The organism is Tepidimonas charontis, assembly GCF_007556685.1.
Classification (GTDB): domain Bacteria; phylum Pseudomonadota; class Gammaproteobacteria; order Burkholderiales; family Burkholderiaceae_C; genus Tepidimonas; species Tepidimonas charontis.
This window is the reverse complement of sequence record NZ_VJON01000046.1, coordinates 1-21,914: the sequence shown is the minus strand read 5'-3', so window position 1 is coordinate 21,914 and position 21,914 is coordinate 1. Positions and strand designations below refer to the sequence as shown.

The following is a 21,914-nucleotide window of genomic DNA, read 5'->3' as shown; positions in this document are numbered from 1 at the left end:
GCGGGGTCGGGTCTGGGGGGAGGGATGTACGCATCGGTGAGGCTTGATCCAGAAGGAACATGGGCAGATCACTCCGGAGATGGGAAAGTGTTGAGGACACGATCGAGGTGCATGCATGATACTATAACTCAAATACGAATCGTTCGTATTACAAGCAAGTGTGAACCCGCCCCAGGCTGGCGTGCAGCGAGGTGATGGCACGGTGATGGTTGGGCGAATGGGGGCGCTCTCGCGGGCGCAGGTGTACGTCTGTGGGTGACGCTTTCGCCGTCGGGTCTGGCGTTTGGGAGCGCGGTCAGCCCCAATGTTGCGCTGCAAAAGATTTTCAATCGATGAGATTCATACTATCAATGAAGAATGTCGATATATCGAACCTATAATTTGATGCGTGAAGGCGCCCGCGGTCAGCAGTTGGGGGCGCGAGGAACCCCCGCCGCCGCGAGTGCCTGAACGATGACGTTTTCTCAACACAACCACGAAAGGACAGTCGATGTCGATCATCAACACCACCGTGCCGGCTTTCAAGGCCCAGGCGTACCACAATGGCAAGTTCATCGAAGTCACCGATCAATCGCTCAAGGGCAAGTGGTCGGTGCTGATCTTCATGCCGGCGGCCTTCACCTTCAACTGCCCGACCGAAGTCGAGGACGCGGCCGAGCATTACGAGGAGTTTCAGAAGCTGGGCGCCGAGGTGTATGTCGTCACCACCGACACGCACTTTTCGCACAAGGTGTGGCACGAGACCAGCCCCGCGGTGGGCAAGGCGCGCTTTCCGCTGGTGGGCGACCCGACCCACACGCTGACGCGCGCGTTCGGCGTGCACATCGAGGAGGAGGGTTTGGCGCTGCGCGGCACCTTTGTCGTCAACCCAGAAGGGGTGATCAAGACCGCCGAGATCCATGACAACGCCATCGCGCGTGATGTCAAGGAGACGCTGCGCAAGCTCAAGGCCGCCAAGTATGTGGCCGAGCACCCGGGTGAGGTCTGCCCGGCCAAGTGGAACGAGGGCGCCAAGACGATTGCGCCGTCGCTGGAGCTGGTCGGCAAGATCTGATCGTCCTCGTCTGCCGGTTCGCCCTCGCGCTGCGGCGCTGGGCGGACCGCTGTGGCGACACCGTGCGGGCGGCGCTCAGTCGCTCGCTTTCTCCTGCCCTCCGCACACCTGCCGTTTCGATGTCGCCTCCACCGGCGAAGTGGGGCGGCGCGGCAGGGTGCTGACCCAGTCATCGCCATTGGAGGTCTATCCCATGCTCGACGAATCTTTGAAAACCCAACTGCAAGGCTATCTGGCCCGCATGAGCCAGCCGATCGAGCTGGTGGCCACGCTGGATGACTCGGCCAGCGCACGCGAGCTCGACACACTGCTGCAAACGATTGCCGACTTATCGGGTGGGCGAATCCGGGTTCGGCGCGACGGCCAGGCCGAGCGTCGGCCCTCGTTTGCCATCCGCACGCCCGACGGGCGCCAAAATCTGACCTTTGCCGCCGTGCCACTGGGCCACGAATTCACGTCGCTGGTGCTGGCGTTGCTGTGGGCAGGCGGGCACCCGCCCAAAGTGGAGCCGGCGCTGCTGGAGCAAGTGCGCGCGCTGCCCGGCGAGCACGAGTTCGAGGTGTATATGTCGCTGTCGTGCCACAACTGCCCGGATGTGGTGCAGGCGCTGAGCCTGATGGCGCTGCTCAACCCGGGTGTGCGCACGACGGTGATCGACGGCGCCTTGTTCCCGGACGAAGTGGCGCGCCGCAACGTGATGGCGGTGCCGCTGGTGTGGCACAACGGGGCGGTGTTGGCTTCGGGGCGCCAGTCGCTGGCCGAGCTGTTGGCCAAGCTGGATACGGAGGCGCCCGCCCGCGCCGCCGAGGCGCTGGCGGCACGCGAGCCCTACGATGTGCTGGTGGTGGGCGGCGGGCCAGCCGGAGCGGCGGCGGCGGTGTATGCGGCGCGCAAGGGGATTCGCACCGGGGTCGTGGCGCAGCGCTTCGGCGGTCAGGTCAACGATACGCTGGCGATCGAAAACTACATTTCCGTCCTGCAGACCGATGGCCCCCGCTTCGCCGCCGCCCTGCAGGCCCATGTGCGCCACTATGGGGTGGACCTGATGGAGGGGCAAAGCGTACAGGCCCTGCACCCGGCGACCGAGCCCGGTGGTTTCCTGGGCGTTGAGCTGGCGGGCGGGGCGACGTTGCGCGCCCGCACCGTGGTGCTGGCCACCGGCGCGCGCTGGCGTAACCTCGACGTGCCGGGCGAGGCGGAGTACAAGAATCGCGGTGTCGCGTATTGCCCGCACTGCGACGGTCCGCTGTTCAAAGGCAAGCGCGTGGCGGTGATTGGCGGTGGCAACTCCGGGGTGGAGGCTGCTATCGATCTGGCCGGGATCGTGGCGCACGTGACGCTGCTGGAGTTTGCCGATCAGCTCAAAGCGGATGCGGTGTTGGTGAGCAAGCTCAAGAGCCTGCCCAACGTCACCGTCTTGACCCAGGCGCAGACGCTGGCCATCGAGGGTGATGGGCAGCGGGTGACGGGCCTGCGCTGGCGCGATCGTGCCAGCGGAGCCGAGCAAACGCTGGCGCTGGAGGGCGTGTTCGTGCAAATCGGCTTGGTACCCAATACCGAGTGGCTCGACGGGGTGGTCGAGCGCAACCGCTTCGGCGAAATCGTGGTGGACGCCAAGGGCCAGACCAACGTGCCCGGCGTGTTTGCCGCCGGCGATTGCACGACGACGCCGTACAAACAAATCGTGATCGCGGCGGGCGAGGGAGCGAAGGCGGCGCTGTCGGCGTTCGACTATCTGATCCGCACGCCGCTGCCGCAGGCACAAGAGGCCGTGGCGGCCTGAGAAGAACGCAGCGCCCGTTGCCGACGCCAGCGGGCGCTCGCCTGGGCTGCTGCAGCCCTTGGCGACACGGTGGTCGTGGCCCGTGTCCGCCGCGCAACCAATCCCAGACGCTTTACTTCAGATCGTCGGCCAGCAATTGCGCGATGCGCTGCGCCGTGGCCGATGTCTCGGGCTGTCCATTGGCGTTGAAGATGCGTACCGTGGTGCGCTCGCCATTGCCCGCGACGCGAATTTGGTAACGATTGGGCTGCGCGGCCGGCGCGTCGCTGCGGCTAAAGAAGCCGGTGATGCGACCGAGGAAGCCAGGCTCGCGCGCTGCGCCAGTCTGCGCGTCAGCGGCGACGTAGCGCACGTAATACAGCCCCTCGCTGCGGTTGCGGTCCTCGACGGTGAAGCCGCTGCGGTCCAGCGCCAAGCCGACGCGCCGCCAGGCACGGTCGAAATTCTCGTCGATGACGACGGTGGGCTGGCCATCGAGCGTCTCGACGCGGGCCACCGGCGGCCGCACACCCGCGGCCAACGCCGCCTGGGCCTGCTCTTGCGTGACGCCGAGCTTGACCATCAGGCGGCGCAAAAATTCGGCCTCCAGCTCGGGGTCGGCCGGACGCGGTTGCCAGACGGTGTTGTCTTTGCGTTCGTTGGAATACACCTCGACCATGCCGCGGTGGCTGATATAGATCTCGCTGCCGCCGCTGGCGCTGCGCTCGACACGGGTGCGGAATTTGTCGCGCTCGCCGGTGGAGTACAGGTTGTCGAACAGTTTGCCGATGGTGGCGCGGATGATGTCCTGCGGAATCTTGGCGCGGTTTTCGGCCCAGTCGGTCTCCATCAGGCCCAGCTGCGGTTGGTCGATGGTCAGCAGAAAACCGTTTTCCTGCCAGAAGTCGCGCAGCGCCGGCCACAGTGTTTCGGGGGCGCGGTCCACCACCAGCCAGCGCTGGTTGCCGGCGCGCTCGATGCGCACGTCACCGATCTGTTGCGGCGCGGCGGCCGCTGCGCTGGGCCGGGCCGCGGCGGCGGCTTGGTAGCCAGAAGCGGTGACGGCATCGCCCGGCAGGGCATAGCGCGTCTCGCGCGTGAGCTGGGTCAGGTCGGGCGGGACTTCCAGTGTATTGATCTGCTTGGCACTCTTGTAGTCGATACGGGTTTCTTCCAGCACCGAGCAGCCGCTGGCCAGCAGCAGCGCTGCCGTCACGGGAGCGAGCCGAAGCAGGAGGGAACGGTTGGGCATGATGGGCAGCCTTCCACGTAGGGGCAAAGGGGCGTCAAGCAAGCAAGCCAGCGGCGCGCAGCGCGCTCTCCACGGTGCCGTGGTGGGCGGGCGACAGCGGCGTCAGTGGCAGGCGCAGCGCCGGTCCACACAGGCCCAGCCGCGCCATGGCCCACTTGACCGGAATCGGGTTGGCCTCGACGAAGAGCTGCTTGTGTAGCGGCAGCAGCTGCATCTGCAGACGCATGGCGGTGCGGGCATCGCCGGCGATGGCGGCCATGCACAGCTCGTGCATCAGGCGCGGCGCCACGTTGGCGGTGACGCTGACGTTGCCCTGACCGCCACACAGCATCAAGGCTACCGCGGTGGCGTCGTCCCCGGAGTAGACCGCGAAGTGGGCGGGCTTTTCGCGGATCAGCCACTGGGCGCGCTCGAGGTTGCCGGTGGCTTCCTTGATGCCGACGATGCCGGGGACTTCGGCCAGGCGCAGCGCCGTCTCGGGCAGCAGGTCGGCGACGGTGCGCCCGGGCACGTTGTACAGGATGATGGGCAGGTCGCCGGTGGCCTCCGCGATCGCCTTGAAGTGGCGGTACAGCCCTTCCTGGGTTGGCTTGTTGTAGTAGGGCACGACCTGCAGCTGGCAGTCCGCGCCCACACGGCGGGCATATTCGGCCAGGGCGATGGCTTCGCGCGTGGAGTTGCCGCCGCAGCCGGCCATGATCGGGCAGCGCCCGGCCGCCTGCTCGACGGCGACGCGGATGATTTCGCAGTGTTCCTCGACGCTGACGGTGGGCGACTCGCCGGTGGTGCCCACGACGCCGATGCAGTCGGTGCCTTGTTCGATGTGCCAGTCGATGAGCTTGCGCAGGGTGTCGTAGTCGACGCTGCCGTCGTCATGCATGGGCGTGACGAGGGCGACGATGCTGCCGGTGATGGGCTTCATGGGAAATGGACGATCCGATGCGTGCGATAAGCGGCCATTCTAACCAGCGCGCCGCCGCTTGTGCGGGGGTGCGGTCGCCACCGGACGCGGCTCGTGTGCGTGCAGCGTGCCACGGGCCGATACAGGCGGTGGCGCCAACGCTCCGGTCATGGGTAGCGTGCGTGCGGACAACGACGACGAGCTCCATGCGGGCGCTGGCCATTCAGGGCAGGGGATAGCGCGCTGTCCGGTCGGCGTCGGTGCGTGCACGCACCGCGGCGATGCGTTGGATGAAACGCGGCGGATCGGACAGATAGCCGTCTTCGTAGGCCACCACGCGCAGCGGGGCACACACCTGCAGCAGCTCGCCGGGGGCCAGCAAAAACGCGCTGCGACGCGGTCGCCCCACCGTCTCCTGGCCCTGGGCGAAGGTTTCCACCAGCAGCACGCCGCCGTCGGCCAGCGAGGCCAGCAAGGTGGGCCACAGTGGTCGCCACAGGTAGTGGGTGACGATGATGGCGCTGAAACGCTCGCCCGGCAGCGGCCACGGGTCGGCTTCGATGTCGGCCTGTACACGCCGCACGCCGGGTTCGAGGTCGGTCAGTGTGTCCAGTGCCGCGCCATCGTGATCGACGGCGGTGACGTGCCAGCCGTGGGCGTGTAGCCAGCGGGCATGGCGGCCGTAGCCGCACGCCACGTCCAGCGCATGTCGTGTGCCGCAGGCGCTGGCGCACGTCTCCAACAGTGGGGCAAAGCGTGTGATCCACGTCGAGGGCGGTAGCTGGGCGTGTGGGGGGGCGCTGGCGTGCGCCGGGTGTGTCGGGGCAGTCATCGGGGCGGAGGTCGGCATGCGAAGCTCAAAAACAGGCCCACAACTGGTCGGCCACCGTTTGCATGAAAGCGGGGGCGCGATAGGCGGCGACGATCAGGCCGCAAGCGACTGCGAACACAGCCCAGGCCAACCAGCGCAGCCACGGACGTGGAAGGGGTGCGTCGGCGGGTGCAGGCGGCGTATTCATCACGGTGTCATCGCAGGACAAGTGGCCACGTGGAGCATGGGGCGGTGCGCAGGGTCAAGCCACCGAGCTCAGGACGCGCTGCGGGCCGCGTTGCAGTGGCGTTTCGCGGATGGGCATATTGACCACGGCGGCGAACAGGCCAAGCGCAATCGCCAGCCACCACACCACGTCGTAGCCTCCGGTGAGGTCGTAGAGGCGTCCGCCGAGCCACACGCCCAGGAAGCTGCCCACCTGGTGGCTGAAGAAGACGAATCCGCCCAGCATCGACAGGTGGGCCACGCCAAAGATCTGGGCGACGATGGCATTGGTGGGCGGAACGGTGGACAGCCACAGCAGCCCCATGACGGCGGCGAAGACGGTCACCGTCGCCGGCGTCAATGGCAATGCCAAAAAAACGGTGATGGCCAGCGAGCGCAGCAGATAGATGGCGGCGAGTATCTTGCGCTTGGCCAAGCGTTGGCCCAGGGCGCCGGCGGCGTAGGTGCCGAAGACGTTGAACAAGCCGATGAGGGCCAAAGCAGTGCTGGCCACGTGCGGCGCCAGCCCATGATCCTTCAGATAGCTGGGCATGTGCACGCCGATGAAGACCACCTGGAAACCGCAGACGAAGTAGCCCGCCATCAGCAGTTGAAAGCTGCGGTAGCCGAAGGCTTCGCGCACCGCCGCGCCGATCGATTGCGGGGCCGTTTCTCCTGGGGCGACCGCTGCGGCGGGTTCGCGCAGGCCACGGCCCAGCGGGGCGATCAACAACACCGTGCCCGCCAGCGCCAGCAGTGCACCTTGCCAATCGAGCGCAGCGATCAATGCCCCTTCCAGCGGCACCATCAAAAACTGACCGAAGGAGCCCGCCGCCGCTGCCACCCCCATGGCCCAGGAACGCCGATCGGCCGGCAGCTGGCGCCCGATGACCCCATAGATGATGGCGTAGGTGGTGCCGGCCTGCGCGGCGCCGATGAGCACTCCCGCCGTCAACGCGAACAGCAGCGGCGTTGACGCCAGGGCCATCCCCACCAGCCCAACGGCGTACAGCACGGCACCACCTTGCAGCACGCGGTAGGCACCGAAACGGTCCGCCAACATCCCGGCAAAGATACCCAGAAAGCCCCACGCCAGGTTTTGTACCGCCATGGCCAAGGCGAAGGTCTCGCGCGGCCAGTCGCGCGCCTGGGTCAGCGGCAGCAGCCACAGACCAAAGCCGTGACGGATACCCATCGAGAGCGTGACGATCAAGGCGCCGCACCACAGCACTTGGCGCGCCGACAGCGGGGTGGAGGTGTGCATTGATGCAACTGTAACGCAGCCGGCTGGGATGTGCGCAGCATTCCGGTCGTGCGCACCCCATGCGTGCTTGCGAGGCCAGCATGGTGACGCACAGGCTGGGGGTCCTGCCCGTGCGTGCCCCGTGCGCGAGCAGGGGCGAGACAGCGCCGGGCAGGAGCGTGTCCGCCACGCGTGGTCCAGGCACGGGCGCGGCGCGATCGGCCGCCACCGCAGCGCATCGGTTGGCCGGTATGTTTGCGATCGAGTCTACGCGGTCACGCGCAAGTCCTTGATGCGTACGCAGCCTTGGTGGTTGTCCCAGCATCCTGTGGATAACTTTGTGGGCAAGCCGTGGTCACCGCGTGCAAAGCCTCATCGCTCAATGCCTAGAACAGATTGCTGAAAATCTAGGCAAATAAAAAAGAGTCGATAAAACAACATGTTGATGTCGCCTTCGAGAGTGTTGCAGCGCGCATCAGAGGGAGACGTCGGTGTCGCCGGCTGGTGCACCGGGCGCGCGAAAGTGTGTAAAACCACGGTCTCGCATTCGTACAATCGGCCGCCATGGCAGCGTTTCGTCAAGCTTCGATGGCCGCCGCGGGGTATGCGGAAAGTGCCATCCGGGTGCTCAAGGGGCTGGAGCCGGTTCAGCAGCGCCCTGGCATGTATACCCGCACCGACCACCCCCTGCACATCGTGCAGGAGGTCATCGACAACGCCGCCGATGAGGCGCTGGCGGGGTTTGGCAAGCGCATCCGCGTGACGCTGCACAGCGACGGCTCGGTAACGGTGGAAGACGACGGGCGCGGCATTCCGCACGGACTGCATCCGCAGGAGCAGGTGCCGGTGTTGGAGCTGGTGTTCACGCGCTTGCACGCGGGCGGCAAGTTCGACAAGGGCACGGGGGGCGCCTACAGCTTTTCGGGTGGGTTGCACGGGGTGGGGGTGAGCGTGACCAACGCGCTGGCGCGCCGCCTGGAAGTGACCAGCCACCGCGACGGCCACGTGGCGCGCATGGCTTTCGCCGGCGGTGCGGTGGTCGAGCCGCTGACGCGGCGTCCGCTGGCCAGCGGCGAGCGCCGCCAAGGCACCTCGGTGCGCGTGTGGCCCGACCCGCGCTACTTCGACAGCCCGACGCTGCCCTGGGCCGAGTTGGTGCATCTGCTGCGCAGCAAGGCCGTGCTGCTGCCCGGAGTCAGCGTGAGTCTGACGAATGAAAAAACCGGCGAGACGCTGACCTGGCAGTACAAGGGCGGATTGCGCGACTATTTGCAGCAGACCCTGGTGGCCGAGCCGGTGATCCCGCTGTTCGAGGGCGAGGGCTACGCCGAGGCGGGACACGAGAGTTTCGCCGAGGGCGAGGGTGCGGCCTGGGCGGTGGCTTTCACCGAAGAGGGGCCGCTGGTGCGCGAGAGCTACGTCAACCTCATTCCGACGCCGGCTGGCGGTACCCACGACAGTGGCTTGCGCGAGGGCCTGTTTCAGGCCGTGCGCGGTTTCATCGAGTTGCACGCCCTGTTGCCCAAGGGCGTGAAATTGCTTCCCGAGGACGTATTCGCGCGCGCCAGTTATGTGCTGTCGGCCAAGGTGCTCGATCCCCAGTTCCAAGGGCAAATCAAGGAGCGGCTGAATTCGCGCGATGCGGTGCGGCTGGTGGCCAGCTTCGTGCGGCCGGCGCTGGAGCTGTGGCTGCATCAGCACGTCGAGTACGGCAAACGCCTGGCGGAGTTGGCCATTGCCGCCGCGCAAAGCCGCCAGCGGGCAGCGCAAAAAGTCGAGAAACGCAAAGGCTCGGGGGTGGCGGTACTGCCGGGCAAGCTGACCGACTGCGAAAGCCGCGACCTGTCGCGCAACGAGCTGTTTTTGGTCGAGGGCGACAGCGCCGGCGGCAGCGCCAAGATGGGGCGCGACAAGAGTTTCCAGGCCATTTTGCCGCTGCGCGGCAAGGTGCTCAACGCCTGGGAAGTGGAGCGGGAGCGCTTGTTTGCCAACAACGAAATCCACGACATCGCCGTGGCCATCGGAGTCGATCCGCACGGTCCCGATGAAGCGGTCGATCTGAGCGGCTTGCGCTACGGCAAGATCTGCATTTTGAGTGACGCCGATGTCGACGGCGCGCACATCCAGGTGCTGTTGCTGACGCTGTTTTTCCGCCACTTCCCGCGTCTGATCGAGGCCGGACGCGTGTACGTGGCCCAGCCGCCGCTGTATCGGGTGGACGTGCCGGCGCGCGGCAAGAAACCGGCGGGCAAGTTCTACGCGCTGGACGACGGCGAGTTGGCAGCGATTCTGGACAAGTGCAGCAAAGACGGGGTGCCGCGCGACCAATGCACCATCAGCCGCTTCAAGGGGCTGGGCGAGATGAGCGCGGAGCAGTTGTGGGAAACCACCCTCAACCCCGACACGCGGCGGCTACTGCCGGTGACCCTGGGTGGTTTGGATGCGGCGGCGACGGCGGCCCGCATCAACCTGCTGATGGGCAAAGGCGAAGCAGCCGCGCGGCGCGAACTGCTGGAGCGCTACGGTGATGCGGTCGAAATCGACGTGTGAGCCTTTGGTCGATGGTCGGGGCGCTGGCGCTGTGGTCGAGCGCTCGCCGCATTCGGGGTCCATCAGGTTGCGGCGTTAGGGTGGTCCGGGCGGCTCCTGCCTCAGTGACCCAGGCGGCTCCACAGCGCCGCACTCCACACGCCCACGCACAACAGCAGGGCCAGCAGCACGGCGGCGCTGCCCAGATCCTTGGCGCGCTTGGACAAGGCGTGCCACTGGGGGCCGACGCGGTCCACCACCGACTCCACGGCGGTGTTGAGCAACTCCACCACCATCACCAGCAGCACCACGCCGACGAGCAGCGCGATTTCCACCCAGGTGCGTCCGAGCCAGAAAGCGGCTGGTAGTAGCAGCGCAGCGGCCAGTGCCTCCTGCCGGAACGCGGGCTCACGCCAGCCGGCGCGCAGGCCGTCGAGCGAGTGGCGCGCGGCGTACCAGAGCCGGATCCAACCGGTTGGTTTCGGACGGGGCGACGTCGGGGGCGTGGGCTCGGGTTCGGTGGGATGCATCACTGTGTGTGGGGGGCGGTCGTGGTCGCCATCGGTGGGCGAGGTCGGGTGCGCGCCGCGCGACAATTGGAGCATGACTCTCGATCCATCGTTTCCTTCCCATCGCGGGTCCACCGAACCGGTGGGCGCCGCCGACAGCCTGGCCGCTTACGCCGAGCGCGCCTATCTGGAGTATGCCCTGAGCGTGGTCAAAGGTCGCGCGTTGCCCGACGTCTGCGACGGCCTCAAGCCCGTGCAGCGGCGCATCTTGTACGCGATGCAGCGCATGGGGCTGGGCTGGAGCGGTCCGAACCGCGCCACAGCGGCCAAGCCGGTCAAGAGTGCGCGCGTGGTCGGCGACGTGCTCGGGCGCTTTCACCCGCACGGTGATCAGGCCGCCTACGACGCCCTGGTGCGCATGGCGCAGGATTTTTCCCAGCGCTATCCACTCATCGATGGCCAGGGCAATTTTGGCAGCCGGGATGGCGATGGCGCCGCAGCCATGCGCTACACCGAGGCGCGCCTGAGCCGCATCAGCACCTTGCTGCTCGACGAGATCGACCAGGGTACGGTGGACTATGTGCCCAATTACGACGGCTCCACCGAGGAGCCGCGTCAATTGCCGGCCCGCCTGCCTTTCGTCTTGCTCAACGGCGCCAGCGGCATCGCGGTGGGCATGGCCACCGAGATCCCAAGCCACAACCTCGGCGAGGTGGCCGCGGCCTGTGTGGCGCTGATCAAAGATCCGGCGCTGTCGGACGAGGCCCTGCTGGCGTTGCTGCCTGGGCCGGACTATCCGGGCGGAGGGCAGATCATCAGCCCGGCGGCCGACATCCATGAGGCCTACCGCAGCGGCCGCGGCAGTCTCAAAGTGCGCGCGCGCTGGCGCATCGAAGAGTTGGCGCGTGGCCAGTGGCAGCTGGTGGTGCACGAGCTGCCGCCGGGGGTCAGTGCACAGAAGGTGCTGGAAGAAATCGAGGAGCTGACCAACCCCAAGGTGCGCCCCGGAAAAAAAACCTTGACACAGGAGCAGCTTCAGCTCAAGGCCAGCCTGCTCGCGGTGCTCGACGGTGTGCGCGACGAGTCCAGTAAGGAAGCGTCCGTGCGTCTGGTGTTCGAACCCAAGAGCAGCCGCACGCCGCAGGTCGAATTGATCACGGCGCTGTTGGCGCATACCAGTCTGGAGACGTCGGTGCCGATCAACCTGACCGTGGTGGGGCGGGATGGCAAGCCGACCGTCAAGTCGCTGCGACAGCTGTTGACCGAGTGGATCGCCTTTCGGCAAGACACGATCACGCGCCGCGCCCAGCACCGGCTCGGGCAAGTGCTGGATCGCATCCATCTTTTGGAGGGGCGGCAGATCGTTCTGTTGCACATCGACGAGGTGATCGCCATGATTCGCGCCAGCGACGAACCCAAGGCGGCGTTGATGGCGCGCTTTGCGCTCACCGAGCGTCAGGCCGACGATATTTTGGAGATCCGCCTGCGTCAGCTGGCGCGGCTGGAAGCCATCCGAATCGAACAGGAGCTGTCCGACCTGCGTGCCGAGCAAGCGGCGTTGCAGGACATCCTGGGCAACCCGGCCAGCCTGCGGCGGCTGATGGTCAAGGAAATCGAGGCCGACGCGCGCACCTTCGGCGATGCGCGGCGCACGCTGATCCAGGCCGACAAACGCGCCGTGGCCGAGATCAAGGTGGTGGAGGAGCCGGTGACGGTGGTGGTTTCGGCCAAGGGCTGGGTGCGCGCGCGCAGCGGGCATGGCCACGATGCGGCAGCCTTCGCCTTCAAAGCCGGCGACGGACTGTACGCCACCTTCGAGTGCCGTACCGTGGACACGCTCATCGTGCTGGGCAGCAACGGGCGCGTCTACAGCGTGCCGGTGGCGCAACTGCCCGGCGCGCGCGGTGACGGCCAGCCGATCACCGCCTTCATCGACCTGGAGCCAGGTACCCAGCCGCGCCACTTCGTGGCGGGGCCGCCGCACGCGCGCTGGCTGCTCAGTAGCAGTGCGGGCTATGGGTTCGTTGCCTCCATCGCCGAGATGAGCACGCGCCTGAGGGCAGGCAAGACCTTCATGGCGTTGGAGCAGCCGGAAAGCCCCTGCCTGCCGGCACCGATCGATGGCGTCGGCCGCCTGCAGTGGGCCACGAGTGACGGCGTGGTGGGGTGCGACACGACGCTACCCGAGGTCGCAGGTATGCCGCGGCGGGTGTGCGCCGTCAGCGCCGGCGGGCGCATCCTCACCTTCGCCTTGGACGAGGTCAAGGCGCTGGCCAACGGCGGGCGCGGCGTGATGCTGCTGAAGCTGGAGGCCGGCGATACGTTGGCTGGCGCGGCCGTGTACGCGCGCAGCGTGCGCGTCGAAGGCACGGGACGCGGTGGTAGGCCGGGCGCCGAGGTGCTGGAGGCGCGCAGCCTGGAGCGTGCCGCCGGCGTGCGGGGGCGCAAGGGGCGCGACGGCGCGTTCGGTTTCAAGCCATCGCGCGTGATGCGCGTGCTGTGAGCGCCGGCAAGCGCACCGGCGCAGGCGCGTTGATCAACCCAGCTCGGCGATGAGCTCGATTTCCACGCACGCCCCCAGCGGCAGCTGAGCCACCCCGAAGGCGCTGCGCGCGTGGGCGCCGATGGCTGGACCGAAGACCTGGCCCAGCAACTCCGAGCAGCCATTGGTGACCAGGTGTTGCTCGGTGTAGGTGTCGGTGCAGTTGACCAGGCTGAGCACCTTGACGATGCGCCGCACGCCGTCGAGGTCGGTACCCGCCTCGCGGCAGGCCGCCTCCAGCGTGCCCAGCAAATCGATGGCGACGGCGCGCGCCGCGGCCTGACCCTCTGCGGTCGTCATCGTCAGGCCGAGCTGGCCCACCCAAGGTTGACCGTCGCGCTTGGCGATGTGGCCGCTCAAAAAGACCAAGGCACCGCTGCGCACGAAAGGCACATAAGCAGCAGCGGGCGTGGCGACTGGAGGCAAGGTGATGCCAAGGCTGTGCAGACGTTGATAGACGCTCATGGTTGGTCAGGTGCAAAAGACGACGGCGCCGCATTGTAGTCAGCGCCCGAGGCAGCCGAGAGGCCCGATGGGGGCCACGGCGGGTGCAGGCCCAGCGCTGCCCACTCGTCGGCCGGCGCGATGGTGACGGCGACCACCGGCGCGTGCCGTCCGCCGCCGTGCAAGACACCGCCCAGCGGGGCCGCATCGGCGTAATCGCGCCCATGCGCGAGCACGACGTGCGCCTCGCTCGGGCGCTGCAAGCCCCAGCGGGCGTGTGTGGGGTCGAGGTGGTACCAGCCGGCGCGCGACGGTACCGCGACCCAGGCGTGCGAGGCATCGGTCCCCACCCGTCGTGCCTGCCCGGGTGGTGGTTGGGTCAGCACATAACCGCTGACGTAGCGCGCCGGCAATCCCAGGGACCGCAGGGCGGCGATCATCAGGTGCGAAAAATCCTGGCATACGCCGCGGCGCTCGCGCAGCACGTGCAGCACCGAGCTGTCCACCCGGGTGGCGCCCGGCGTGTAGGTCCAGTCGTGGTGTATGCGGCGGGCGAGCTCGCGGCAGCCCTGCAGCCAACCGGTGCCGGGGGCGAAACACGCCTGCGCATACTGACGCAAGGCACTCGACCGCAGCGCTGCCGGCGGAATGTAGGTCGAGGCTTGCACCCATGGGCCCAGCGTCGGCGCGCCGCCGTCAGAGGCGCCTGGAAAAAAGGGCAGCGCTGCGCGCACCTGTTCCCAGGCCGCGTCATCATCGGCGTCGGCAGCCGGGACCGTGGTTTGTACCAGCGCGTCGGCCCAGACGTCCAGCGTCTGGTGCGGCTGGTCGAAATCGAAGCGGGTGCACCGGTTGTGCCATGGATCGACCTCGTCGCTGCGCCAAGCCGGCGTCGGCCGCACCGTCAGACGCCACGCCAGCACGCTTTGCCCCGCACCGTCGTGCGGGCGCAGCCGGGCCAGGTGGTGGGAGCGCACCACCGGTCGTTCGTAGCGATAGTGGGTGTGGTGGCGAATGCACAACAGCATGGTTTGTGCCCTGTACGGCGCGCAGTATCGCCGATGACGGCGGCCATTGGTGTGAGTCCATCGCCCGTGCCGACGGGGACCACGCCATCCTCGCCGCCAGCGACGCCGATGGCGTTGGGTCCCAGCCGTGCCCAGGGCGCCATTATGATTGGGCGCCTGAGGGAGCGGTGAGCATGCGCATGGCCAGCAACGCGGGGGGGCAGCAGTGCAGGACGACAGCGGCGGCCTGGGCGCGCGTAGCCCTGGTGCCGGTGTGCCTGGGCTGGGTGCTGGGCAGCGGCGCGCAGTTGCTGCAGCCGCAGTTGTGGCCGGCACCGGCGTATGCGGCGCTGGCCGTGGTCGCGCTGGGTGTGGTGCTGCTCATGGCGGCGCGGGCAGCCCGGTGTGCGCTGGCATGCCCCCCGTGGGGGTGGGTGCCTGCGGCGGCGCTGCTGGCGTTTGCCAGTGTGGGCTGGCGTGCAGCGGCGCTGCAAGCCGATCGCGACCTGCCCATCGCGGTGGACGTGCCGCTGCCAGCGCAGTGGCGCATCACCCGCATGCCGCAGCTCGACGCGCAGGGCGCGGTGTTCGATGCCGAGTTGCTGCGCCTGGGCGCTCCCACCGAGGGCGTGGAGGCGCTTGCACTGCCGGTGCGATTGCGCTGGCGGTCGGCGGCCGGGCGTGAAGGTGCGGCGCTGCCGGCGCTGGCCCCTGGGCAGATCTGGAGCGGCACCGTGCGCCTGCGCCCGCCGCGCGCAGCGGCCAATCCCCATGGCTTCGATGCCGAAGCGTGGCTGTGGCGCGAGGGGGTGGTGGCCACCGGTAGCGTCGTCGTGACGGCAAACGCACCCCCACCGCGGCGCGTGGGCGATGTGGCGTGGCGATATCCGATCGAGCGCGCCCGCACCGCCGTGCGCGATGCCATGCGCGCCCGGCTGCAGGGCCAAGGCAGCGGTGCCGGGCTGGTGATCGCTTTGGTCACGGGCGAGCAGGCGGCGATTGCCGCGCACGACTGGAACGCCATTCGCGCCACCGGCGTGGCTCACTTGGTGGCGATCTCGGGACTGCACGTCACGATGTTTGCTTACGTGGCGGTGGCGGCGGTGGGCATCCTGTGGCGACTGGCGGCACGCCGGTGGCCGGCGCTGGCGCTGCGTGTGGCACTGCCCTGGGCAGCGGGCGTGGGCGGGGTGGCGTTGGCTGGCCTGTACGCGCTCTTTGCAGGCTGGGGCGTGCCAGCCCAGCGCACGGTGGTCATGCTGGCGTTGTTCGTGCTCACGCAACTGGGCGGGCGGCGTTGGCCGTGGTGGGTGACATGGTTGGTGGCCCTGGCCACTGCGCTCGGGCTCGACCCGTGGGCGCCGCTGCAGCCGGGTTTTTGGCTGAGCTTTGCCGCCGTGGCGGTGCTGTTTCAGCGCGATGCCTTGGCCCTGGCGCTGGGCCATGGCCTTGGGCGCTGGCGTGCGGCGGCACTGGCGCTGTGGCGTACGCAGTGGGCGGTGACATTGGGGCTGGCGCCGCTGACCTTGTGGTGGTTTGGGCAGGTGTCACTCGTGGGGCTGCTGGCCAATCTGGTGGCCGTTCCGTGGGTGACCTGGGCGTTGACGCCGCTGGCGCTGATGGGGGTGTTGTGGGCGCCACTGTGGGATGCCGCGGCGCAGCTGGCGCACGGGCTGCTGGCGCTGCTGCACGCGCTGGCGGCGTGGCCGGCGGCGGTGTGGACGCGCCCGGCGGTACCATGGCCGCTGGCCGTGGCGGCGGGGGTGGGGGCATTCGTGCTGGTGGCGCGGGTGCCGTGGCGCGCGCGCTGGTGGGCGGCTTTGCTGCTGTGGCCGGCGTTGGCCTATCAGGCACCAGTGCCGGCACCGGGGACGTTCGAGGTGATTTTGCCCGACGTGGGGCAGGGCAGCGCCGCCATCGTGCGCACGGCGCGCCACACCCTCATCTATGACAGCGGGCCGCCGCAGGGAAGCACCAACGCGGCCGAACGGGTGCTGCTGCCTTGGTTGCAGGCGTTGGGCGCGCGCGCCGATGCCATCGTCATCAGTCATGACGACAGCGACCACGCGGCGGGCATGGTCACGCTGGCACAGGCCTTCCCGAGCGCGCTGTGGTGGGCCTCGTTCGATCCCGGCGCGCGCGTCCCGGTGACGGCGCAGCGCTGCGCGGCCGGCGTCGCATGGGAGTGGGACGGGGTGCGGTTTGCCTTCGTGCACCCACCGTCGCCCGACTGGGAGCCACCGCCGGATGGGGGGGACAATGCGCGCTCCTGTGTGCTGCGCATCGGTGAGGACGAGCGCTCGGCCTGGCTGGTTGGGGACATCCGGGCTGCGGAGGAGCACCAGATCCTGCATGCTCTGCCCAATGTCCGCGCCGGCTTGCTGGTGGCGGCGCACCACGGCAGCCGCACGTCCACCAGCGCCGCTTGGCTGGATGCGCTGCAGCCCGCCGCGGTGGTATTCCAGGCCGGCTGGCGCAATCGCTACGGGCACCCGCACCGAGCGGTGATCGAACGCGTGCAGGCGCGCGACATTCCGTGGGCCAATACGGCCGCGTGCGGGGCAGTGACGTGGCGCAGCGATGCCCCGCGCGAGTTGACGTGCGAGCGGGTGCGCGTGCGGCGCTACTGGCGCGCGTCGGCTCCGGCCTCCGCCGTTGATACGGCGGGCGCGCCGGCGCCGGCGGCCGGTTCGATGGGTGCGCTGTCGAGCGAATAAAGGCCGCTGCGGCTGAGTTTGGCCTGGTGCTTGGCGTGCGCGGCGGCGCTGGCCACTTGTTCGGCGGTGCGGTAGTGCCCGGGTTGCACGCGCAGCACGCCGATGCTGACGGTGGTCAGCGGGTGGAACCGCAGCGTGCCGTGGCGATCCTCGGCCATGATGCCGCCGGCTTGGCGCGCTGCCTCGTCGTAGAGCGTGCGCGCTTGCTCGTTGAAGCTGTGTACCGCCGCCTGCAGGCGCGGCTCCCAGTCGGGACTTTGCATCAGCAATACGAAGTCGTCGCCGCCGACGTGGCCGATGAAATCCCGGCGGGGATCGCAGGCCGCGCTCAGGCAGCGCGCCTGCAGACGAATCATCTCATCGCCGCGCCAGTAGCCGTAGTGATCGTTGAAGGCCTTGAAGTGGTTCAAGTCGGCGTAACAGGCGGTGAAGGGCTCGCCGTTTTCCAGCAGGCGTTCGATGTGCAGGGTCAGCGGCACGTTGCCCGGCAACGAGGTCAGCGGATTGGCGTGGCGCGCGGCCTCGATGCGCGCCTCGGTGACGCGGCGCACCAATTGCTCGCCGGTGCCCAAGCCCACATAGCGGCCTTGATCGGTGAGGATGAAACCATCGCGCAGATAGGTCTGGTCGGCCGAGGTCAACACCTCGGTTAGGCGTTCGATCGGGGTGTGCACGTCCACGCACAGCGGCTCCTGGTTGGCCAGGGTCAGACAGCGATCGCGCCCCTGGAGCTCACGGAAGTAGCGGTGCAGGGCGCGCTCCTGCAGCACGCGCCGCGCCAACAAGCCGACCGGCCGCCCATCATCGACGATGGCGATGGCGTGCAGACCGGGGTGACCGCGGAAGCACTCCAGTGCCTGCTCGTTGGTGTCGCGCGGCCCCAATGTGGGCGCGGTGATCAGCAGGGCGCGTGCGGTCAGGGCACGGTTGACGACGCGGTGCGCCTCGGGTAAGACGGCGATTTCACGCTCGCGCAACACCGTCAGTGCGTCGGCTGGTAGCTCGCAGATCGGCTCGGGTTGCGGACGGCCAAATAGATAGCCTTGCGCCAGCGGAATGCCCAGGTCGCGCAAGACACGCAGTTCGTCGGCCTGTTCGACCCCTTCGGCGATGAGCTGGGCGCCGAACGTCTGCGCCAAGTGCTGCAGCGCGCGCAGCGTTTGCAGCTTGTGGCCATTGGTGTGTACCTGGCGTGTGAAGTACTTGTCGATCTTCACGTACTCCGGGTGCAGCTCCGACCACAGGCGCAGGCTGGAGCGGCCGTCGCCAAAGTCGTCCAGCGCCAAGGCGGCGCCAGCGCCGCGCCACACCGCCAACGCCTGCTGCAGGGCGTCAATGTCGTGCACGCGCTCGTGTTCGGTGACCTCCAGCACCACACCCGCCAGCGGCAAGGTTTGTCCCATGGTGCCACCGTGCCAGCCGCGCGAGGCGGCATCGAGCGCGCGCCGCACCAGTGCGGTGGCGCTGACGTTGATGAACAACAGCCCGTGCAGCGCGCCCTCGAGCCGCCGCTGCAGGGCGGTGCGCACACAGGCCAACTCCAACTCCAGGATGCAGCCCTCGCGCGCGGCGGCGTCGAACAGCTGCTCGGGGGTGCGCCACGCGCACCCGGCCGGGGTGCGCACCAGTGCCTCGTGGCCGATGACGCGGTGGGCCGCCACGTCGATGATGGGCTGCAGATGCATCTGCAGCCCCTGCGCGGCGATCAACCGCCGCACACTGTGCGGATCGGCGTCACGAAGGGTCTCCGGCATGGCATGAATGAAAGGCTGCGGCAGAAACATCGCGCAATATGGTGCCGGGGTCCGATGACCGGCGTGTGACAGTCGGCTGGCGCGCCCCCCGTGGGGGCGAAGGCGTGTGCGCGCTGGCCCATGCCTTGCTACGATGAGCGCATGGACATCAAACAGTCTCCCGGATACGACGAGATGACGGCTGCCGATGGTCGCGTGCGGCCCCATTACGCCGCCTACGCGCGCTGGCTGGCGCAGCAACCCGCGCAGCGTATGGCTGCCCGGCGCGAGGAAGCGGAGCTGCTGTTTCGTCGCGTCGGCATCACGTTCGCGGTCTACGGTGACAAAGACGAGGACGGCGCCGGCACCGAGCGCCTGATCCCCTTCGACGTCATTCCGCGCATCATCCCGGCGCATGAGTGGCAGTTGTTGCAGCGCGGTTTGGTGCAGCGCGTCGCAGCCCTCAACCGCTTTCTCTACGATATTTATCACGACCAAGACATTTTGCGCGCCGGCGTGGTGCCGGCCGATGCCGTGCGGCACAATGCCCAATACCGTGCCGAAATGCAGGGATTGGCGGTGCCGGGTGACGTCTATGCCCACATCGCGGGCATCGACATCGTGCGTGCGCCACGCCCGGATGCACCACAAGAGGGCGTCTTCTACGTGCTGGAGGACAATCTGCGCGTGCCCTCCGGCGTGAGTTACATGCTGGAAGACCGCAGCATGATGATGCGGCTGTTTCCGGAGCTGTTTCGCGAGCACCGGGTGGCGCCAGTGGCGCACTACCCGGATCTGTTGCTGCAGACCCTGCGCTCGGTGGCGCCGCCGCATGCATCCGAGCCGACGGTGGTGGTACTGACCCCAGGCATTTACAACAGCGCCTACTTCGAGCATGCGTTTTTGGCGCAGCAAATGGGCGTGGAGCTGGTGGAGGGGCAGGATCTGTTTGCACGCGACGGCTACGTCTACATGCGCACGACGCGCGGGCCACAGCGGGTGGACGTGATCTACCGCCGTATCGACGACGATTTTTTGGATCCCTTGGCCTTTCGGCCCGATTCGACGCTGGGGTGTGCCGGCTTGCTGGAGGCGTATCGGCGCGGCCATGTGACGCTGTGCAACGCCATCGGCACCGGAGTGGCCGACGACAAGTCCATTTACCCCTATGTGCCGAAGATGATCGAGTTTTATTTGGGTGAGGCGCCGATTCTGGCCAATGTACCCACGTACATCGGCCGTGATCCACACGATCTGGCGTACATCCTGGACCACCTGGACGAACTGGTCGTCAAGGAAGTGCACGGCGCCGGCGGCTACGGCATGCTGATTGGCCCCAGCGCCTCGCGCGCTGAGCGCGAACGTTTCGCGGCCGCGCTGCGTGCCCAGCCAGAGCAATATATCGCACAGCCGACGCTGGCGTTGTCCACCTGTCCCACCTACGTTGAGCAGGGTATCGCGCCGCGCCACATCGATTTGCGCCCGTTCGTGCTGTCCGGCCGGACCGTGCAGGTCGTCCCCGGTGGCTTGACCCGGGTGGCGCTGCGCGAAGGCTCTCTGGTCGTCAACTCGTCACAGGGCGGCGGCACCAAGGACACCTGGGTGTTGGAGGCCTGAGACGCACCCGTGCCAGCCCCCTTGGAGACATCTATGCTGTCACGCACCGCCGATCATTTGTTCTGGATGGCGCGCTACATGGAGCGGGCCGAAAATACCGCCCGCATGCTCGATGTGCACGTGCAGACCGCGTTGCTGCCACAAAGCGACGACGGCGCGCGCCGTGGTTGGGAGGGGTTGCTGCGCATCAGCGAGCTGATGCCAGCCTACGACGCGCAGTACCGTGAGATCAGTGCGCGTGACGTACTGCACTTCATGGTGCGCGACGAGCGCAACCCCTCCAGCATCGTCAGCTGCCTGCGTGCGGCGCGTGAAAACGCGCGCGCGGTGCGCGGGGTCCTCACCACCGAGCTATGGGAGGCGCACAACCAGACCTGGCTGGAGCTGCAGCGCGTGCTCGCCAGCGGCGCGTTCGAACGCGATCCAGGCGAATTTTTCGAGTGGGTCAAATTCCGCTCGCATGTCTCGCGCGGCGTAGCCTACGGCACCATGCTGCAGGACGAGGCGTTTCATTTCCTGCGCCTGGGCACCTTTTTGGAGCGTGCCGACAACACCGCGCGCATGCTGGACGTCAAGTTTCACGGGGCGCCGGCGGGCGGGGTGGTCGATGGCAGCGGCGAGACCACGACCGACTTCTACCATTGGAGCAGTATCCTGCGCAGTGTCAGCGCGTTCGAGATCTACCGCAAGATCTACCGCAGCGTCATCACGCCTGAGCGGGTGGCCGAGCTGTTGATTCTGCGGCCCGACATGCCCCGCAGCTTGGCGGCGTGCATGGAGGAGGTGGTACGCAATCTGGAGGCGGTGCGCAACGACCACTCCGCCGAGGCCCAGCGCCACGCCGGGCGGCTGCGCGCTGAGTTGCGCTTTGCCCGCATCGATGAAATACTGGCCCATGGCCTGCACGCCTTTCTGACCCAATTTCTGGAGCGCGTCAACGCGCTGGGTACCCGCATCAGTCAGACCTATTTGCTGCCGGTGGCGTAGGGGCGGTGGCGCGGCAAGGGCGCAGACGCACGGCCATCGCCGCAGCACTCGGCACGACCGTGGCGGTGCCCTGGGCGGATGCCGTGGCGCCATCCAACCACCGGCGCAGCGGCCGACACTGCTCATCCAGGCACAGCGTGTAGTCCGTGACGTAGGGCGAGGCCATCAGATGCAGCGCTGCCAGCGGCGGCGCCTGGGGCGTCCATTCATAGCCACCGACGTGCCACACCGCATCGGGGGCGGGTTCCATGCCGGCGCCCGAGCCCAGCACCCGCACGCGCTGAGCCTGCCAGCCCAGCCCATATGGGGGCAAGGATGGGGTGTACCACTCTTGCCAGCGCACGCGCTCGATCGAGTGGGTCCAGCAGTTGTGTGCGTCAAGTTGTGCAAATTGGTGATCAGGTAATTGGTTGATCCTGTTTGCGCTGTCGTTGTCGCGGAGGGCGTAGCCCGGAGCGATGACGACAGCGCGCGGCCGCTTCAGGCGGCCAGTCTCAACGCCTCCTTTTTCTGCTCCGAAAGGAGCGTCATGTTCAGGTAACGGCTGTCCTCCAGCCAGGTCTCGTGTGTCTCGACGCACA

General features: G+C 67.8%; 16 protein-coding genes. 7 read left to right on the top strand and 9 right to left on the bottom strand.

Annotated features, from left to right (window positions below; translation table 11 throughout):
• Nucleotides 1-490 precede the first annotated feature (490 nt).
• Complete coding sequence (gene ahpC / locus Tchar_RS11595; protein WP_144329171.1) at nucleotides 491-1,054, top strand: alkyl hydroperoxide reductase subunit C; 564 nt, start codon at nucleotides 491-493, stop codon at nucleotides 1,052-1,054.
• A gap of 193 nt (nucleotides 1,055-1,247) precedes the next feature.
• Nucleotides 1,248-2,837, top strand: coding sequence for an alkyl hydroperoxide reductase subunit F (ahpF, locus tag Tchar_RS11590; protein ID WP_144329170.1), 1,590 nt, complete (start codon nucleotides 1,248-1,250; stop codon nucleotides 2,835-2,837).
• Nucleotides 2,838-2,949: 112 nt separating this feature from the next.
• Here ahpF and bamC read toward each other — a convergent pair whose 3' ends face one another.
• From bamC to Tchar_RS11570, 4 genes are all read right to left on the bottom strand, one after another.
• On the bottom strand, nucleotides 2,950-4,068 hold the full coding sequence (bamC, locus tag Tchar_RS11585) for an outer membrane protein assembly factor BamC (RefSeq protein WP_144329169.1): 1,119 nt from the start codon (nucleotides 4,066-4,068) through the stop codon (nucleotides 2,950-2,952).
• A gap of 34 nt (nucleotides 4,069-4,102) precedes the next feature.
• Complete coding sequence (dapA, locus tag Tchar_RS11580) at nucleotides 4,103-4,990, bottom strand: 4-hydroxy-tetrahydrodipicolinate synthase (RefSeq protein ID WP_144329168.1); 888 nt, start codon at nucleotides 4,988-4,990, stop codon at nucleotides 4,103-4,105.
• Between the two features lie 202 nt (nucleotides 4,991-5,192).
• On the bottom strand, nucleotides 5,193-5,819 hold the full coding sequence (locus Tchar_RS11575; protein ID WP_236640447.1) for a class I SAM-dependent methyltransferase: 627 nt from the start codon (nucleotides 5,817-5,819) through the stop codon (nucleotides 5,193-5,195).
• 223 nt (nucleotides 5,820-6,042) lie between these two features.
• The gene (locus Tchar_RS11570; RefSeq protein WP_144329167.1) at nucleotides 6,043-7,269 is read right to left on the bottom strand and encodes an MFS transporter; all 1,227 of its coding nucleotides are present in this window, start codon (nucleotides 7,267-7,269) and stop codon (nucleotides 6,043-6,045) included.
• Nucleotides 7,270-7,812: 543 nt separating this feature from the next.
• Here Tchar_RS11570 and Tchar_RS11565 point away from each other — a divergent pair.
• Nucleotides 7,813-9,798, top strand: coding sequence for a DNA topoisomerase IV subunit B (locus Tchar_RS11565; protein ID WP_144329166.1), 1,986 nt, complete (start codon nucleotides 7,813-7,815; stop codon nucleotides 9,796-9,798).
• Between the two features lie 101 nt (nucleotides 9,799-9,899).
• Here the strand turns inward: Tchar_RS11565 and Tchar_RS11560 are convergent, their stop codons facing one another.
• Complete coding sequence (locus Tchar_RS11560) at nucleotides 9,900-10,307, bottom strand: diacylglycerol kinase (protein ID WP_144329173.1); 408 nt, start codon at nucleotides 10,305-10,307, stop codon at nucleotides 9,900-9,902.
• Between the two features lie 73 nt (nucleotides 10,308-10,380).
• On the opposite strand from Tchar_RS11560, the gene parC reads away from it, so the two are divergent.
• Nucleotides 10,381-12,789, top strand: a complete 2,409-nt coding sequence (gene parC, locus Tchar_RS11555; protein ID WP_144329165.1) for a DNA topoisomerase IV subunit A — start codon at nucleotides 10,381-10,383, stop codon at nucleotides 12,787-12,789.
• Nucleotides 12,790-12,822: 33 nt separating this feature from the next.
• Here the strand turns inward: parC and Tchar_RS11550 are convergent, their stop codons facing one another.
• The gene (locus Tchar_RS11550; protein ID WP_144329164.1) at nucleotides 12,823-13,293 is read right to left on the bottom strand and encodes a RidA family protein; all 471 of its coding nucleotides are present in this window, start codon (nucleotides 13,291-13,293) and stop codon (nucleotides 12,823-12,825) included.
• Nucleotides 13,290-14,300 (bottom strand): transglutaminase family protein, encoded by a 1,011-nt coding sequence (locus tag Tchar_RS11545; protein WP_144329163.1) that lies wholly within the window; start codon nucleotides 14,298-14,300, stop codon nucleotides 13,290-13,292. Before Tchar_RS11545 ends, Tchar_RS11550 begins: the two co-directional genes overlap by 4 nt.
• A 173-nt stretch (nucleotides 14,301-14,473) precedes the next feature.
• Here Tchar_RS11545 and Tchar_RS11540 point away from each other — a divergent pair, with 173 nt between their 5' ends.
• Nucleotides 14,474-16,996 carry a DNA internalization-related competence protein ComEC/Rec2 gene (locus Tchar_RS11540; RefSeq protein ID WP_236640446.1) on the top strand — a complete coding sequence of 841 codons (2,523 nt, stop codon included), beginning with the start codon at nucleotides 14,474-14,476 and terminating at the stop codon, nucleotides 16,994-16,996.
• On the opposite strand, the gene Tchar_RS11535 is transcribed toward Tchar_RS11540, so the two are convergent.
• On the bottom strand, nucleotides 16,903-18,750 hold the full coding sequence (locus tag Tchar_RS11535) for an EAL domain-containing protein (protein ID WP_161595516.1): 1,848 nt from the start codon (nucleotides 18,748-18,750) through the stop codon (nucleotides 16,903-16,905). The genes Tchar_RS11540 and Tchar_RS11535 overlap by 94 nt on opposite strands.
• A 141-nt stretch (nucleotides 18,751-18,891) precedes the next feature.
• Here Tchar_RS11535 and Tchar_RS11530 point away from each other — a divergent pair, with 141 nt between their 5' ends.
• On the top strand, nucleotides 18,892-20,346 hold the full coding sequence (locus Tchar_RS11530) for a circularly permuted type 2 ATP-grasp protein (RefSeq protein ID WP_144329161.1): 1,455 nt from the start codon (nucleotides 18,892-18,894) through the stop codon (nucleotides 20,344-20,346).
• 33 nt (nucleotides 20,347-20,379) lie between these two features.
• Complete coding sequence (locus Tchar_RS11525) at nucleotides 20,380-21,333, top strand: alpha-E domain-containing protein (RefSeq protein WP_144329160.1); 954 nt, start codon at nucleotides 20,380-20,382, stop codon at nucleotides 21,331-21,333.
• Here the strand turns inward: Tchar_RS11525 and Tchar_RS14340 are convergent.
• On the bottom strand, nucleotides 21,302-21,913 hold the full coding sequence (locus Tchar_RS14340) for a DUF1850 domain-containing protein (protein ID WP_144329159.1): 612 nt from the start codon (nucleotides 21,911-21,913) through the stop codon (nucleotides 21,302-21,304). The genes Tchar_RS11525 and Tchar_RS14340 overlap by 32 nt on opposite strands.
• Nucleotide 21,914 lies beyond the last annotated feature (1 nt).

Coding starts and splice junctions, on each gene's coding strand:
- ahpC (WP_144329171.1), top strand. CDS start 491: ATGTCGATCATCAACACCACCGTGCCGGCTTTCAAGGCCCAGGCGTAC.
- parC (WP_144329165.1), top strand. CDS start 10,381: ATGACTCTCGATCCATCGTTTCCTTCCCATCGCGGGTCCACCGAACCG.
- Tchar_RS11540 (WP_236640446.1), top strand. CDS start 14,474: ATGCGCATGGCCAGCAACGCGGGGGGGCAGCAGTGCAGGACGACAGCG.
- bamC (WP_144329169.1), bottom strand. CDS start 4,068: ATGCCCAACCGTTCCCTCCTGCTTCGGCTCGCTCCCGTGACGGCAGCG.
- Tchar_RS11550 (WP_144329164.1), bottom strand. CDS start 13,293: ATGAGCGTCTATCAACGTCTGCACAGCCTTGGCATCACCTTGCCTCCA.
- Tchar_RS11575 (WP_236640447.1), bottom strand. CDS start 5,819: ATGCCGACCTCCGCCCCGATGACTGCCCCGACACACCCGGCGCACGCC.
- ahpF (WP_144329170.1), top strand. CDS start 1,248: ATGCTCGACGAATCTTTGAAAACCCAACTGCAAGGCTATCTGGCCCGC.
- Tchar_RS11565 (WP_144329166.1), top strand. CDS start 7,813: ATGGCAGCGTTTCGTCAAGCTTCGATGGCCGCCGCGGGGTATGCGGAA.
- Tchar_RS11535 (WP_161595516.1), bottom strand. CDS start 18,750: ATGCCGGAGACCCTTCGTGACGCCGATCCGCACAGTGTGCGGCGGTTG.
- Tchar_RS11560 (WP_144329173.1), bottom strand. CDS start 10,307: ATGCATCCCACCGAACCCGAGCCCACGCCCCCGACGTCGCCCCGTCCG.
- dapA (WP_144329168.1), bottom strand. CDS start 4,990: ATGAAGCCCATCACCGGCAGCATCGTCGCCCTCGTCACGCCCATGCAT.
- Tchar_RS11545 (WP_144329163.1), bottom strand. CDS start 14,300: ATGCTGTTGTGCATTCGCCACCACACCCACTATCGCTACGAACGACCG.
- Tchar_RS11525 (WP_144329160.1), top strand. CDS start 20,380: ATGCTGTCACGCACCGCCGATCATTTGTTCTGGATGGCGCGCTACATG.
- Tchar_RS11570 (WP_144329167.1), bottom strand. CDS start 7,269: ATGCACACCTCCACCCCGCTGTCGGCGCGCCAAGTGCTGTGGTGCGGC.
- Tchar_RS11530 (WP_144329161.1), top strand. CDS start 18,892: ATGGACATCAAACAGTCTCCCGGATACGACGAGATGACGGCTGCCGAT.